Source organism: Chryseobacterium sp. ERMR1:04, from assembly GCF_001297705.1.
Classification (GTDB): domain Bacteria; phylum Bacteroidota; class Bacteroidia; order Flavobacteriales; family Weeksellaceae; genus Chryseobacterium.
The window spans coordinates 312,122-328,228 of record NZ_LIRF01000006.1 but is presented as its reverse complement, the minus strand read 5'-3'; the positions used below and the strand labels follow the sequence as shown (position 1 = coordinate 328,228).

Genomic DNA, 16,107 nt, shown 5'->3' with positions numbered 1-16,107 from the left:
ACCCATTTTCAATCATGAATTCACAACCCATCAAAATAATTCTTACAGGCGCTACCGGAATGGTAGGCGAAGGTGTTTTACTGGAATGCCTAGAAAATCCAAATATTTCTGAAGTTTTAAGTGTAAGCAGAAAACCATCAGGAAAAAAACATGCGAAATTAAAAGAATATCTGGTTTCAGATTTTTTAAAGATAGATTTAAATGACGAAAATTTAAAAGGATATGATGCCTGTTTTTTCTGCGCCGGAATCAGTAGTGTGGGCATGAGCGAGGAAGATTACACCAAAATCACTTACGATACAACTTTACATTTCGCAAAAGTACTTTTAAACCTCAACCCAGAAATGGTTTTTAACTATGTTTCCGGAGCAAGTACCGATAAAACAGAAAGCGGAAAGCTCATGTGGGCTAGAGTAAAAGGCAAAACAGAGAACGACTTAAAAAAACTAGGGTTTAAAGATGCCTACAACTTCCGTCCCGGATTTATGAAACCTGTAGAAGGGCAAGTGAATGTAAAATGGTTTTTCAAACCTTTGGTATGGCTATTCCCTATTATTTTACCTTCAAAATCTTTAACCTTACATGAAGTTGGAAGAGCAATGATCAATGTGGTACAAAAAGGATACCCTACCTCCGTTTTAGAAATTCAGGATATTAAAAATTTAGCTAAATGAAACAAATGCTAAAAAGGATTTTCCTGGTCATTTTTGTCTTGTTTATTTTGACATCTATTTCAGGATTTATGTATATACAGCCACAATTCGGAAAACTGCCGAGCGGAGAACGGTTGGAAAGAATTAAAAAATCACCCCATTTCAAAAACGGAGAATTTCATAATTTTTCCGATACTCCAACCATTACGGATGGTCATAGTTTTTGGGGCGAAATATATGAAGCATTATTCAAAAAAAATCCAAATGCGACACCTAATCATCCTCTTCCAAATGTAAAGACAGATTTGAAAAATTTACCTAATGATCAGGATTATATTGTCTGGTTTGGGCATTCTTCTACCCTACTTCATCTTAACGGAAAAAATATTTTAACAGATCCTGTTTTCAGTGATAATGCATCGCCCATTCCTTCATCAGTTCTTGCTTTTAAAGGGACAACCCTTTATTCTGTGGATGATCTTCCTGAGATAGATTATATTGTGATCTCCCATGATCATTACGATCATCTGGATTATAAGACTATAAAAGCTTTACAACCTAAAGTTAAAAAAGTGATCTGCGGATTGGGTGTTGGTGAAGATTTTGAGTATTGGGGATATCCGAAAGATAAAATTATTGAGTTGGATTGGTTTGAAAAATATCAGGATCCCAATGGAGAACTCACGTTCAATGCAGAACCGTCAAGACATCAATCCGGAAGAGGTTTAACCCAAAATCAAACATTGTGGGCTTCTTACGTCATTCAATCTAAAGACAAAAACTATTTTGTAAGCGGTGATGGAGGTTTCGACAAACATTTTGAACAAATCGGAAATAAATATAAAAAGATTGATTTGGCCATTATGGAAGACGGCCAATACGACAAAGCTTGGCATTTTGTACATAATTTACCCAACGAAATTATTCAGGCTTCTAAAAATCTGCACGCCAAAAGAATTTTGCCTTATCATAATTCAAAATTTAATCTGGCCAAACACGATTGGAATACTCCTTTGAACGAACTAACAACCCTTGCAAAAAAGGAAAAAATCCCAGTCTTGACTCCAAAAATCGGTGAAGTTGTTTATCCCAATGATACGCTTCAACGTTTTACGGAATGGTGGAAAAAGTAAAACTTGATGAAAGTTGGATGCTGGGAAGGAAGTATATAAGACATTGAATTCAAATTATGTTTTCTAAGTTAATAGAAAAAAAATACCGGAATTATGAATTTTAACATTTTAGATTTGTAAATTCACATTGAAACCTCATCAATAGGAACGGGTTTTAACCCGTTTATATATAGCGAATCCTTCAACTGGCTTTAGCCGAAATTTTAAAATTATCACATCTCATTCTTTCAACAATATAAATTTTAAATACTGTTTTTTATTGTAAAACCTGATTTGTAAATCCTAAGCCTGCAAAATTAAATATGAAAGTTACAGAAATTACATCCTGCTATATTGGTCCGGAAATATCACCTGAACAGTTTGTTTCAGAGCATTTCTTCCTGTATTTAGGCAAAGGAAAGATCAACGGATATGATGGTAAAAAACAATATCTTCTAAAAGAAAATGAATATTGTTTGGTGAGAAAAAATTCTTTAACAAGGTATCATAAAGAAAAAGTAAACAATCAGTTTGAAAAAGTAGTCATTATTTTTGATGAAAAATTTCTGATGAGGTTTAAAGAAAAACATCCTATTGAACTTTCTAAACCATCTCTCCATGGCGCTTTTGTAAAGCTTGACAAAAATAATATGGTGCAGAATTTTATTCAATCTTTAATGCCTTACTATAATGGGAAAGGCGAAATTGATGAAACTTTTGCAGACCTGAAACGTGAAGAATTATTATTGATCTTATTGCAAACCAATCCTGATCTAAAAGATATGCTATTTGATTTTGGAATTCCTCAGAAGATAGATCTGGAAGCTTTTATGAAGAAGAATTATAAATTTAATGTAAGCACCGAGCGCTTTGCTTATTTAACGGGCAGAAGCCTTTCTTCATTTAAACGAGATTTTAAAATGGTTTTTAACCAGAGTCCCAACAAGTGGCTGGTTCAGAAAAGACTTCAGGAAGCCTATTTTTTAATCAACAAAAAAGGAAAGCAACCTTCTCAAATTTACCTTGATCTGGGTTTCGAAAATTTTTCGCATTTTTCGTTCGCTTTTAAAAAGGAATTTGGAAGTTCCCCATCTTTATTTATAAAACCGGCTAAAACTAATTAAATATTAACCACAAAAGATTTAAAAAGTTTACAACTTTGAAAATAAGAAGAGAGCATAAAAGAAAAAATCAAAGATTTTTTGAAAGCTGATGTGTCCTTTTTTGTAGTTTACATTAAACTTAAAATAACTAAAGTGTTAAACCCTTTTGTCTCTTTTGCGGTAAAACAAAAAATGATTTTTTTTAACGTAAAAAGATTTATAAGCTATTAAAAACTTTTAGGATTCCCCAAAATTTTCTACTCAGCGGACTTTAGAAAGATATCAGATTACAAATAATCATATTAATTTTAGAGAAATTATAATTTAATTAGAGATCAATAACAAAAAAACATCATAATGGATACTTTAGAAAACAACAAAGAAATAGTAAGATTATTCAACAAAAAAGTGATTGAAGAATGTGATTTAGACACCTTTAATTCCCTCATGGACAAAGATTTTATTAATCGTACGGCACCTGCCCATGCTAATGGTCCCGACGGAATGTGGAATACTTTTAACAACATCCTAAAACCTGCTTTCGCCGATTTAACGGTGGAAATCTACGATCAAGTTGCCGAAAATGATAAAGTAACTACAAGAAAAGCAATCATTGGGACTCACACAGGTGTATTGATGGGAATACAACCTACCAACAAAAAAATTAAAATTGATGTGATTGATATCGTGAGATTACAAAACGGAAAGTATATTGAACATTGGGGAATCAATACTCTACAGACTGTTATGGCAGAGCTTCAACAAGCTTAAGTATACCTATTAAGGATCACAAACTATAAAAAGATCCGAAAATCTTTAAAACATTTCGGATCTTTTATTATTCATTACGTAATATTAATCATTTCTTAAGATTCTATTAAAACCTTTACAGACTATAAAGTTCATTTTTGCATAAATCTAATTACGTAAAAATGGTTAACAACTACCTATTAAAAGGGTCTGTAATTGCCGCATTCTTTCTTCAGGGCGGGCTTTTCGGGCAGACACTTATTCACTACTGGAATTTCAATAACAATGCTTCGGCAGCTACGATCACTACTCCCACTTCTACCTTGGTAAACGGCTCACTTACCGCAGTAACAAGTGGAACAACAGAAGTAGATTTCGCTGGAGGAACCGGGCAAAACTTCAATACAGACAATCTGAATGCTAGAAATGGTGATGTTTCGGGCACCCATTTACGATATAATTTCCCAATTAACGGAAACTTACAATTCAACCTACCCACAACAGGATACAATAATGTGGTGGTAAAATTCACAACCAGAAGATCAGGCTCAGGAGCAGGAACACAAATCTGGTCTTATTCAACCAACGGAACCACCTTCCAACCTTATCAAACGGTTTCTCCTCAGGATGCCAATCCACAATTAATTACTTTCGATTTTTCTGCAATTTCAGGCGTTGCAAACAATCCGAATTTTAAATTAAAAGTAGAATTTTCAGCAGGTACAGGAGGAAGCGTTGGAAACAACCGTTTTGATAACTTCACTGTAGATGCAGCGGCAGCAGGTGGCACAGACACTACTCCACCCACCGTAGCTTATCTTCCCGTCAACAACACAAATAATGCTTCCACGACTGTAAATCCTACCATTTCTTTTAATGAAAATGTAAGATTAATAGACAATTCCGCGATCAACGATTCTAATGCACAAACACTTGTAGATTTCCGTCTTGGAAGTTCTACAGGCACACAAGTTCCCTTTACAACAACATTCAGCAACAACAAAATCACAGTAATCCCAACTGCCGGTTTAGTTCCTAATCAGGCTTACTATTTGGCTTTAAAACCCAATATGGTAGAAGATACCAGCGATAATGCAGTTACCACTGTGACTGCTACTACTTTTACCACCGCATCCACTTCAATTTCTTTAGATAAAAACTTTATTAAAGTCAATGAAAATGCAGGAAGCTTAGCATTTAAGATTAATGTAAGCAATCCATCTACCTCAACGGTTAATTTGGTGGTAAAGCCAGCGCCTTTCAGTACGGCAGACAGTAATGATTTTACGTTAGCCAATCAAACCATCAATATCACTCCATCCACAACAAGCTATACCGTTAATATTCCTATTATTGATGATACGTTGGAAGAGCAAAGCGCTGAGTATTTTGTCGTAAGTCTTGAAAATCCGGTGGGTGCTACCATTTCAGGTGACAATTCTTCAACCGTTTACATCATTGATAATGACAAACCGGCTCCCGTTCCTTCTCATCAGATACAATTAAACTATATCGGAAGTTTTGACCCTTCAGGAAACAATACAAGTTCTACAGAAATTGTAGTTCATGATCCTACCACACAAAAATTATTCACGATCAGTTCATTAACCGATGTTTTTGATATTATTGATTTCAGTAATCCAACAACTCCAGTTGTTACTAAAACAGTGAACATGGCTTCTTATGGAGGAATCACAAGTATCGCTGTGAAAAACGGAATCATTGCGGTTTCTTCCCCTAACGCTAATCCACAACTTAACGGCTCTGTAGTTTTCTTTGATATTAATGGAAACTTTATGAAGCAGGTTACCGTTGGTGCATTATCGGATATGATTACTTTCACTCCGGACGGAACCAAAGTTATTACTGCTAACGAAGGTGAACCTAATGATGCTTACACCGTAGATCCGGAAGGAACCATCAGTATTATTGATATTTCTGGCGGAATTGGAAACCTTACTCAAAGTAATGTTACAACCCTAAATTTCAATGCTTTTGATTCTCAAGTAGCGGCTTTAGCGGCAACTGGATTAAGAAAAGTAAGAACGAACAACACGCTTTCTCAAGATTTGGAACCTGAATACGTTACCGTAAGTGCTGACAGTCAAAAAGCTTGGGTTACCCTTCAGGAAAACAATGGAATTGCGGAGGTTAATTTAGCCACAAAAACCATTACAAGCATTTGGGGATTAGGTAAAAAAGATATGAGCCTACCCGGAAATGGTTTTGATGCTTCTGATAATAATGGTGAAATTTTAATTGCCAACTGGCCCGTAAAAACTTATTATACGCCTGATGCCGTACAAAACTTTAAAATCGGGAATACCAATTATATTGTAACGGCTAATGAAGGAGACGAAAAAGACTTATCGGGTTTCAGTGAAAGAACAACCGTTGGAGCTAATACGTATACGTTGGATCCTGCTATTTTCCCTAATGCTTCTATTCTGAAAGCTTCTCATAATTTAGGAAGATTCAGAGTCACCAACGCAACAGGAAATACAGACGGAGATGCAGACTTTGAAGAAATTTCAGCATTGGGAGCACGTTCATTCTCTATTTTCAATGCAGATATAAAGCAGATTGTTTATGACAGTGGTGATAAATTTGAAAGATATATTGCGGCCAATCATCCTTTGATCTTTAATGCTGATAACGAATCAAACGGAGCAAAAAGCAGAAGCCGCGCCAAAGGCCCTGAACCGGAAGGTGTAGCGTTGGGAACCATCAACGGACAAACTTATGCTTTTATTACGTTGGAAAGAACAGGAGGTGTAATGGTTTACAATATTACAGATCCTAATAACCCTACGTTTACAGATTATAAACATTCCCGTTCTACTTCGGCTTACGGAGGTGATAACGGACCGGAAGGAATCACTTATATCGCTCCTCAGAACACAACCACAGGAAAAGGCTATGTGATTATTGCCAATGAGATCAGCGGAACTTTATCAATGTATGAAGTGGCCAATTCTGCAACGTTAGGAACAGGTGAAATAAAATCTGAAAATTCTACTTTCAATATCTTCCCGAATCCTGTTGCAAAAGGAAATACGCTGTATTTCAACAGAGCGCAAGGATATGAATTGTATGATATGTCCGGGAAATTACTCGGAAAAGAAAAAAATGCTTTAACAATAGATACTTCCCAACTTTCTACAGGAGTTTACTTGGTAAAAACCTCGGAAGGTCAAGTGAAAAGACTTATTGTAAAGTAGCTTATATTATTTAGTTGATTGCAAAATGGCTTCGGAATTATTTTCCGGAGCTTTTTTGTTGTTGGGAAATTGATTAGTTTTAGGTTTTTATTATTGTACATGAAAGCACAGCTGGAAGATATCATTCAACAGGTTTATCAAAAAGAAAAGCGAAATCTTTTTACTTTCTTAACGGGAGCAGGAATTTCTTCCGATAGTGGAATTCCTACGTATCGAGGAACGGATGGTATCTGGGTAAAAGGAACGCAGTTTCATAAGCCGGAAGAGTTTGGAACCTTCAACTATTTTAAAAAACATCCCGAAGAAGTTTTGCAATATGCTTTGTTTAGAAAAAAGATGTTTGAAGATGTAGAACCTAACCAAAGTCATTTTGAATTGGCAGAGATCGAAAATATTTTGCAAGACCGATTTCATTTATTGACTCAAAATATAGATAATCTTCATCGCCGTGCTGGAAATCAAAGAATCTATGAAGTTCATGGAAACAATAGAGAGATCAAGTGTTCTAACGGATGCAAGGAAATTGTAAATCTCCCGGAAGAAATAAAAGGTAAAAATATTGACGAAGATTTAAGTCAACAAGATATCGAGCTTCTGACCTGTCAGCGTTGTGGACACTGGATGCGTCCTAATATCTTATGGTTTGATGAATATTATGATGAAAAGACGCATAAAAAATTCAGCTCTTTAAAGGTTGCCAAAAATAGCGGAGTTCTTTTTATTGTAGGAACTTCAGGAGCAACAAATCTTCCGATCTCCATCGCAGAAACTGCCTTAAAATATGGGGCAACTATTGTGGATATTAATACTGAAGACAATAACTTCACAGAATTAATTAAGGATAAAAAAAACAAGTTGATCATTAGAGAAAAATCAACTGAAGTTTTGAAAGTGATTAAAGAAATTATTAAAAATATCGCTCAATAATTATGTTTGCACTTGACACAATAAAAAAACCAGTGAAGTAACTCACTGGTTGATTGTTAATGCATTTCATCATAAATCCGTACAAGATCTACAACGTTTTTTACTTTTAATTTCTCGAAAATTTTCTTTTTGTAAGTGCTTATCGTAGACATTTTCAGATCCAGAATATTTGATATTTCAATATTTCCGTTTCCTTCTGCCAACAGCTTAAATATCTGGAATTCTCTTTTAGAAAGGTTTTCTACGGTATTACTATCTTTTGTATGTGCCAATAGCCTGCTCATCATTTTTGATGGATAATAATAGCCTTCTTCAAATATGGAAGACACTGCTTTTAAGATCTCATGTTCCGACGCTCCTTTGTTGAGGTAGCCTTCAGCGCCTTCTTCAATATACTGTATCCCTACATTTTCGTCGTAAATAGAAAACATCATGATCCTCAGATTTTTTTGATTCTTTTTAAGCTCCTTCACCATGGCTTTAAAAATGCTGTCGGGCATGTCTATATCCAGAATTACCAGATCGTATTGTTTTTTAGAAATCTTATCCTTCGTTTCAGCATAATTTTCAGCAAAATCTATCATGCAAGGATATTGAAGTTTTGATTCCAACAGCAGTGCTGTACCCGCTCTCACAACATAATGGTCATCTGCAATGAGTATATTTTTCATAGTATTAGTTTTAAATGGTTACTTCCACCAGAGTCCCTTTTGGATCGTTCTTTTTGAAAGTAATTTCTCCTCCGATTTTTTTCACAAAATGCAATACAACATGTAGGCCGAGACCGTATTTTTTCAAAGAAATTTCTTCATTATAGAGGTTTTCGACGATATTTTTGTAATAATCTATCTGTTCCTGAGAAATCCCGCGCCCAGAATCGGAAATTTTGATGACTACCGAGTTATTTTCGTATTCTGCATCAATGATAATTTTACCGTTTTTGGTGTTCTTTACCGCGTTATCAAGCAAGTTGTGGATGATCACAGAAACCGCATTTTTATTCACATTTATTTTTACACTGTGGTCGGCAATATTATAGATTTTGGTATGATTTAGAAGCGCCATTTCACGGAAGAGTTTGACTTTACTTTCAAACAATTCAAAAATATCATAGTATTCGTCTTCCGATTTTATTTCATCTCTGTACAGATTAGAATATTCCCTTAGTCCCAACGTAAATTTATACAGCTCCGCAGAAGACTTATAAATGCTGTCAAAATATTTTCGCTGCAAATCTATATCATCTGTTTCGTAGAGGTTTTTAGAAAGGTTTGAAAGATACTTTATCGGTGTCGCAATATCGTGGCTTATGGTCTCTATTATCTTCTGTTGATACTCGGTTTCATTTTTAAGAATTGCTTTTGTTTTTTCAAGATGAATAAATGCTTCTTTAAGTTTATCATCTTTTGCGAATACAATTTTCTTCAACAAAATATTCTTCGACTTTAAAAGACTTGTTCTTACATTGATGATCCATAAAATAATCAGGATAAACAGAATAACAATGGATATCCTAAACAAAAATGTTTGATAAAACTTAGGCTCAATAACAAAGCTGATGGTTTTATTAAAAAAATTTCCGTTCGGAGAGATCAATACTCTTACCTTAAGCGCATATTCTCCGGGTTGCAGATCATTAATTACAAACTTACTGTTCTCTACTCTATTCCAGTCATTGCTATTATTACTGAGGTTTGCTTCGATATAAATATTCTCACGATTGGCATAATACGGAAAGTCTATTAATATTTCTCCATTTTTAAACTCATTAGATATTCTGAGGGTATCTTTAAAAAGAATATCAACACCATTTACTTTGGCCCTTTCTACATAAATTGTTTTCGGATTGGGATAATACGTTTTTACATTTTCAGGTTTAAAGAAAACCATTCCTTCCAGAGAAGGAAATACAAAATATCCGTTTTCCAAGATATTTCCGCAGGGTAAACAGCTCCCATTGAATTCATTGGTAATAAATCCGTCTTTCTTGGTGTAGCGGTAATAATACACCTTGTTTTCTTTATTTTCAGCATATTGAAGAAGCTGCTGTTCCATTACTTTTATCAGTCCATTATTCGTAGAAATCCACATCCCTCCATTTCTATCTTCCAAAATACAGTGGGCCGACAGCATAAATTTATTAGGATCTATAGGCATTCCTATCAACTGATCACCTTTAAGCAAAAACAAACCTTTAGACATCGTGGTTACCCAAATACGACCATCCGATGTTTTTGTCATGGCCTTAATGGGGATATTCCTGCTTCCTTTGATGATCTCTATCTTATCATTCTCCAGAGAAATCATGAAAAGACCATTCTTATTTCCCACCAAAAGATGGTTTCTGTCATAATGAATAACATTACTCAGGCTATTTTTAAACCTGAATAATTTATTGACTTTCGTAAAGTTTTCATCCTTAAAAAGAGCAAGATAACTGTGACCTTGATCTGCCATGCTCAACATATAAAGATCCTGACTTTTATAAACGTCTCTTACCTCATATTTAAAACCGAAAGTTTCTGATGTTTTGTAGCCGGTATTTTTATATCTCTTGACTAATTTTCCATCATTGTCAAATAAAATATTTCCCGCGCTATCATAGATCATACTTGATCTTTTGTCTTTATAGCCTTCTTGAAAATTATAATTATGTGCCTCAGATTCATGATTAAGAACATTTCCTTTTTCGGTAATAACTGTATTATTTCCGAAAGGAAGGGAAGCGTAATATATATTACTGTCAAAGGCATCATTTTTTCTGGAAACCAGAAAGCTGTTGAGCTTTAAAACATTCAAACCTCTGCTGTAGCTTCCCAGGTATAAGGTGTTGTATTCTTTATCATAATACATTGAGCAGAAAGAATAATGTCCAAAATTCTTATAAGAAACAAGTTCTGAAACTTTAAGCTGGCCATTACGGTAATCACTTTTATAGATTCTATCTTTATTAACAAGAAACACCTGTTTATTAAGCATATTCCAATAGAATTTACTTTCAGGATCGGTGTATAAAGAATGTGATGGTGTAGTCTGTAAAATGCCTTTATTAAAAACTAAAACTTTTTTCTCAGAAGAATTAGCAATGAAAAGCACATCATCATGAACAAACATATTCTTGAGATTTTCAATATCAAATGGTAAAGATATGCTTGTTGACTGTTTTGAATTATTTTCGTAAATAATTAAATCTTTATGAAAATAATACGTTCCAGATGACAATCTAATGAAATAATTTTTATTCTTATTGAGCCTGTGTTTTGAAAATAAATAGAAATTAGTATAGCTTTTTCCTTTTCTATACGTTGTACTTTGGGTCTTTAGTGCATCATTTACGGTAAACTTTCTTTTATTGATCAACGTGGAGTTATCATCCAGATTATTGTAATTTACAATACTGTCTTGCTGAATATTTCCAACAAAAACTCCAAAATAATAGTTCGTTAAATCATGATTTTTAGCGATAACAAACTGATTGCCATCGTATTTCACAATTCCGTTATCTGTGGAAAGCCATATAAAGCCATATTTATCTTTTACAATATCCTTTATACTATTCTGTGGAAGTCCGTTATCCGTATCAAACCATATCGAAGAATATTGTGCATCCGCATATGAAAATAAAAAGAATATTAGAAGTAGAAAAAACCTCATATAGTGTCGTAAGTAACTTTTTCACAAAAATAAGACTATTAAGACTCATAGAAACATAGAATTATTTCTACATGCCTGTCATACTATTTCTAGTAATTTACTGCATGGAAATCCGGCAAGAGTCATAAAAAAAAGACAGGCTTATAAAAACCTGTCTTGTAAATATCAATGTATTTTAATTTATGCTTTTGGAAGATCTCCTGTCGGAGTGTCATTTCCTGTGGTCATATCATCATAATTCTTCTTCTCTTTTTTCTCAACCACGGTGATAATCTCTTTCTGAACTTCTTCAGGTTTTCCTTTAAGATACTCTGGTAAATTTAATCCGGCCATATTAAACAAATCATTTAAAGGCGGTACAGATTTCATCATACCTGAAACGAAATTAGAGGTAGAAGTTCCACCATCCTGTCCGTTTCCGCTGTCCCAAACTGTAATTTTATCAATCTTAATATTCTTAACTGCTTCCACCTGAGTTTTAACCAATTCAGGAAGTTTTTCAATTAATAATAATTGGAATGCACTGTTGGTATCTCCACCAGCTGCCTTTATTATTTTGTCATATCCTTCTGCCTGCTTGGTCAAAATCTCGTAAAGACCTTTTGCTTCTGCTTCCATTTTAGCAAAAATAGCATCTGCTTCTCCTTTTGCCTGAACTCTTATTTTCTCCGCTTCTGCTTGTGCATCAATAATTGCTTTTTGTTTTGCAATTTCTGCATGAACAACAATATTCGCCTGTTGGGTAGAACGCTCTCTCTCTGCTCTTGCCGTTTCTGCTTTCTGTTCAGCAAGATAAGATTCTTCCAATGATCTCGCCGCCTGTACTTTCTCGGCAGCCGTTGCAATTCTCAATGCTTCTGCTTCCTTTTCTCTTCTTTCAGCATCCGAATTGGCAATCGTAATTTTAGCCTCATTCTCCCCTTTTACAGCGATTGAGTTGGCTAATGAAGTTGCAATACGTGCTTCTTTCGCTGCTTCTGCTTTACCAATGGCTTCATCTTTACCAGCCGCTGCAATACTTACTTCTCTATCTTTTTGCGTAATTGCAATTTTAACATCTCTGTCTCTTTGCGTTTCTGCGATCTGCGTATCTTTTTCTCTGTCGGCAATTGCTTTTCCTGTTTCCCCGATTTTCGTTTGCTCAGCAACACTAATGATTGCTTCGTTGATTGCTTTTGCTGCAGCTTCTTTTCCTAAAGCTTCAATATATCCGGATTCGTCTCTGATATCCGTAACGTTTACGTTGATTAATTTTAAACCAATTTTCTTTAGTTCTGCATCAACGTTTTTAGAAATATTATCTAAGAATTTATCTCTGTCTGAGTTAATCTCTTCAATGGTCATCGTTGCGATAACCAAACGAAGCTGCCCGAAAAGAATATCTTTAGAAAGCTCCTGAATTTGCTCCTGCGCCAATCCTAATAATCTTTCCGCTGCATTTCCCATAGAATCTGTTTCTGTAGAAATGGCAATCGTAAATCTACAAGGTACATCCACACGGATATTTTGTCTGGATAAAGCATTAGTAAGATTCGCTTCAATAGAGATCGGTTTTAGATCCAAATAAGCGTAATCCTGAATCACAGGCCAAACAAAAGCACCACCCCCGTGAATACATTTTGCAGAGCTGCCTCCTGTTTTACCATAAATTACTAAAATTTTATCCGAAGGACATCTTTTATACCTTGAAATAAGGGCTAAAAATGTAACGAATAGTACAAATACAATTACTACAACGAGAATAAGTGTTCCGGGTACTGCCATAAATGAAGAATATATAGGTTATTATAATTTAAATTTTTGCGACAACAAGGGTTTGGTCATAAATATAGATCACTCTCACAGAATGATTGGTCGGAATATTTTCTTCGGCTTCCGTCATTGCCTGAAGCTCATGGTTCGTTCCGTTAGAGGAAATTAAGATTTTGCCTTTTCCACTCATATTCGCCGGAATGGTAAGGTAAACCTCTCCTACTTTTCCAATCAGATTTTCGATTTTAAACGTATTGTCTTCCGTTAATTTTAATATTTGAATAATGAGAAAGAAAAATAAGACCACGAACCCAACTCCTATGAGTATTGAAATGATGATCAAAAGGGTTTTATTTCCTATAGAATCGTAGAATGCAACACCTCCCCAACCGAAGCCTAACAGAAAATTGATAAGATTTCGCAAAGAAAACAACTGAAAAGGGGTATCATGACTCACATCACCACTAATATCGGTACTAAAATCACCTCCATGACCACTCCCAATAAAAGTTAAAACAGTTTGAAGTAAAAAAAATAAACTAGCACCTAAGGCAATATACCAAAACCCCTGATGAAGAGCATCTAAATTTTGAAGAAATTCAAACATAAATTGTGTGTTTTCTCAAATATACTCAAAAAATGTGAAATTTCCGAATGAAAACACTAAAAAAACCTTTAAATTAATATATGTTTATATTCATTATTAGTCTATTATTTTATCATGCTCATGATTAAAAAACGAGCGGCAGTATAATCATCATTTCTTCGATATTTAAACTAACATTTCTCCCTATTGATTTATTGATCTAAAGCTTTACAAATCCAGCTATATCAGATTTCTATTTTTCTTATACGATACAATAATTTATCAATAAGCGTATAATGGTAATATATAAAAAACACTAAAATTTATTCAACAGTCGACCGTTAATATCTTTTTATTTTCCGCACACTTATTATATAAAATAGCGATAGATAATTACTTTCCAACAACTTATCCCATCTAATTATATTCATTGATACAGGTTTAATTTATCTATTCTTTTTTTTACCTCAGAATATAATACCTGCAAAAATAAATATGTCATTTTTTCTTAATATACAGACTTACTAAGTAATTCTCTAAAAACATATTTTTGTACCGTAAATTTTACACACAAACCATTATCATAACCAGATTATAAAAATAAATACATCTATTACCACTGAAAATAAACCATAAAACGAACAAATAAATGAATAATTTTCTCATTTTAATATTTATTATTCTTACCAATTCTTTTTATTCTCAAGATCTTACTTCTTATAATTCTATTTATAATAAAACGTATACGGAAACCTCCGAGATAGATATGAAAAAAGCACTGAAAGTGGCCGATTCACTATATACTATTTCAGAAACACCTATTTTAAAAATTAGAAGCCTGATGCTTACCGCAGCTTTGTATCAACATTCCGGAGACTTGAAAAATGCTATTGAATTTGCTTTAAAAGCCGAAAAAATTATTTCCAAAACAGATAATAATATCGGGAAAGTTAGAGTATACGGTTTTCTTGCAACTCAGTACCGAGTTTTAGGACTTTACGACGACTCTAAAATGTATTACCAAATGGCCTATGAAATATCTGAAAAAATTGAAGATCAAAAGTTTGCCAGTGAAATGAAAGGTCTTCTTATGCAGGAAATGGCTTATTATGAAGAGCATCAGAAAAATTATAACCAGTCTATTTCCTATATTAATAAATCTCAATCCTATTTCAATACAATACAGCAGAGCCCCGAAATTTCATCCACAAGGTCAGGGAATAACGAACAATTACTTGGGCTTAATTATTATAAACTCAAAAATACTAATAAAGCAAAATTACATTATGAGAAGGCTTTGAGATTATTACACCCAATACCTACCAATTTTATTACCTGCCTTGTATATAATGGTCTTGCTGTAATATATATGGATCGAAACAATCTTCCTGCAGCAAAAAAATATATAGATCTCATGGAAAAATTTTCCAAAAAATCAAAAGATCTTGAACTAAAGAATGTGATATACACTACCACTCAAAGATATTATGAATTTACCCAGAATATGAATAAAGTGAGTGACCTGGCAAGAAAAAGAGACTCAATTAAAGATAATCTAGCCGACAAATCTAACGATATCATTAATGCTACATATTCAAATCTAAAGAAAGAAAATATTATTATAAAAGAGACAAGCAATACCAATAGATATCTAACTCTTTTATTTAGCTTATTATTAATTGGCAGTGGTATCTATTTTATTTTTTATAGAAGAAAGCAAAAAAGAATTATTGAACGTTTTAAGCAAATTCTAAAAAAATCGGATGAGAGAAAACTGAGCCGGACTAACTATACAAATACAGCCTCATCACTCATTTCTAAAATTGAGCCTCCTTCAATATTACCTGAAAAAGTTATTGCCACTCAAATTTCTGATCACAAAACAGTAATTATGACCGAAGAAACCGAAGAAAAAATATTGTCTAAACTGAAAGAATTTGAAAAGTCAGCTCTTTTTAATCTTAAAAATTTATCGCTTCCTTATCTGGCAACCTATTGCAATACCAATAACCGATATCTTTCCTATGTTATCAATACTCATAAAAAGAAAGATTTTTATAATTATATTAACGAATTAAAGATTACCTATATTATAGATAAACTCCAAAATAATCCTGAATACAGAAAATTTAAAATTGCTTCTTTAGCTGAAGAATGTGGTTTTTCGTCCCCTAATAAATTTACCCTTGTTTTTAAAAAAGAAACCCAAATATTACCCTCAGCATTCATTAAACTTTTAAATCAAAAAGATAAATTATAGAATCTTCTTTTTGATAATTTAAACAATTACCAATAGCAGTATAATGGTAGGTTAAACATTTCATTTAGATGGTTTTGATAAGTAGTTTT

11 protein-coding genes are annotated in these 16,107 nt (G+C 33.6%); 7 read left to right on the top strand and 4 right to left on the bottom strand.

Annotated features, from left to right (window positions below; translation table 11 throughout):
- Positions 1–14: 14 nt before the first annotated feature.
- The 6 genes from AMQ68_RS14725 (at position 15) to AMQ68_RS14700 (ending at position 7,766) form a co-directional block, all read left to right on the top strand.
- Positions 15–674 (top strand): NAD-dependent epimerase/dehydratase family protein, encoded by a 660-nt coding sequence (locus AMQ68_RS14725; RefSeq protein ID WP_054511385.1) that lies wholly within the window; start codon positions 15–17, stop codon positions 672–674.
- On the top strand, positions 671–1,786 hold the full coding sequence (locus tag AMQ68_RS14720; RefSeq protein WP_054511384.1) for an MBL fold metallo-hydrolase: 1,116 nt from the start codon (positions 671–673) through the stop codon (positions 1,784–1,786). The genes AMQ68_RS14725 and AMQ68_RS14720 overlap by 4 nt, the downstream gene beginning before the upstream one ends.
- A 302-nt stretch (positions 1,787–2,088) precedes the next feature.
- A complete protein-coding gene (locus AMQ68_RS14715; RefSeq protein ID WP_054511383.1) occupies positions 2,089–2,889 on the top strand; it encodes an AraC family transcriptional regulator in 801 nt (266 codons plus the stop codon).
- Positions 2,890–3,225: 336 nt separating this feature from the next.
- Complete coding sequence (locus AMQ68_RS14710) at positions 3,226–3,639, top strand: ester cyclase (protein WP_054511382.1); 414 nt, start codon at positions 3,226–3,228, stop codon at positions 3,637–3,639.
- Positions 3,640–3,800: 161 nt separating this feature from the next.
- A complete protein-coding gene (locus AMQ68_RS14705; protein WP_054511381.1) occupies positions 3,801–6,839 on the top strand; it encodes a choice-of-anchor I family protein in 3,039 nt (1,012 codons plus the stop codon).
- Positions 6,840–6,938: 99 nt separating this feature from the next.
- Complete coding sequence (locus tag AMQ68_RS14700; protein WP_054511380.1) at positions 6,939–7,766, top strand: Sir2 family NAD-dependent protein deacetylase; 828 nt, start codon at positions 6,939–6,941, stop codon at positions 7,764–7,766.
- A gap of 56 nt (positions 7,767–7,822) precedes the next feature.
- Here the strand turns inward: AMQ68_RS14700 and AMQ68_RS14695 are convergent, their stop codons facing one another.
- The 4 genes from AMQ68_RS14695 to AMQ68_RS14680 form a co-directional block, all read right to left on the bottom strand.
- Entirely contained in the window at positions 7,823–8,437 is a 615-nt protein-coding gene (locus tag AMQ68_RS14695; RefSeq protein WP_054511379.1) for a response regulator transcription factor, read from the bottom strand.
- A 10-nt stretch (positions 8,438–8,447) separates the two neighbouring features.
- A complete protein-coding gene (locus AMQ68_RS14690; RefSeq protein ID WP_054511378.1) occupies positions 8,448–11,420 on the bottom strand; it encodes a HAMP domain-containing sensor histidine kinase in 2,973 nt (990 codons plus the stop codon).
- Positions 11,421–11,600: 180 nt separating this feature from the next.
- Complete coding sequence (locus tag AMQ68_RS14685) at positions 11,601–13,184, bottom strand: flotillin family protein (RefSeq protein WP_054511377.1); 1,584 nt, start codon at positions 13,182–13,184, stop codon at positions 11,601–11,603.
- Between the two features lie 28 nt (positions 13,185–13,212).
- Positions 13,213–13,779, bottom strand: a complete 567-nt coding sequence (locus AMQ68_RS14680) for an NfeD family protein (protein ID WP_054511376.1) — start codon at positions 13,777–13,779, stop codon at positions 13,213–13,215.
- A gap of 628 nt (positions 13,780–14,407) precedes the next feature.
- On the opposite strand from AMQ68_RS14680, the gene AMQ68_RS14675 reads away from it, so the two are divergent.
- Positions 14,408–16,018, top strand: a complete 1,611-nt coding sequence (locus tag AMQ68_RS14675; protein ID WP_054511375.1) for a helix-turn-helix domain-containing protein — start codon at positions 14,408–14,410, stop codon at positions 16,016–16,018.
- Positions 16,019–16,107: the final 89 nt, after the last annotated feature.

Coding starts and splice junctions, on each gene's coding strand:
- AMQ68_RS14705 (WP_054511381.1), top strand. CDS start 3,801: ATGGTTAACAACTACCTATTAAAAGGGTCTGTAATTGCCGCATTCTTT.
- AMQ68_RS14715 (WP_054511383.1), top strand. CDS start 2,089: ATGAAAGTTACAGAAATTACATCCTGCTATATTGGTCCGGAAATATCA.
- AMQ68_RS14725 (WP_054511385.1), top strand. CDS start 15: ATGAATTCACAACCCATCAAAATAATTCTTACAGGCGCTACCGGAATG.
- AMQ68_RS14720 (WP_054511384.1), top strand. CDS start 671: ATGAAACAAATGCTAAAAAGGATTTTCCTGGTCATTTTTGTCTTGTTT.
- AMQ68_RS14700 (WP_054511380.1), top strand. CDS start 6,939: ATGAAAGCACAGCTGGAAGATATCATTCAACAGGTTTATCAAAAAGAA.
- AMQ68_RS14690 (WP_054511378.1), bottom strand. CDS start 11,420: ATGAGGTTTTTTCTACTTCTAATATTCTTTTTATTTTCATATGCGGAT.
- AMQ68_RS14680 (WP_054511376.1), bottom strand. CDS start 13,779: ATGTTTGAATTTCTTCAAAATTTAGATGCTCTTCATCAGGGGTTTTGG.
- AMQ68_RS14710 (WP_054511382.1), top strand. CDS start 3,226: ATGGATACTTTAGAAAACAACAAAGAAATAGTAAGATTATTCAACAAA.
- AMQ68_RS14685 (WP_054511377.1), bottom strand. CDS start 13,184: ATGGCAGTACCCGGAACACTTATTCTCGTTGTAGTAATTGTATTTGTA.
- AMQ68_RS14675 (WP_054511375.1), top strand. CDS start 14,408: ATGAATAATTTTCTCATTTTAATATTTATTATTCTTACCAATTCTTTT.
- AMQ68_RS14695 (WP_054511379.1), bottom strand. CDS start 8,437: ATGAAAAATATACTCATTGCAGATGACCATTATGTTGTGAGAGCGGGT.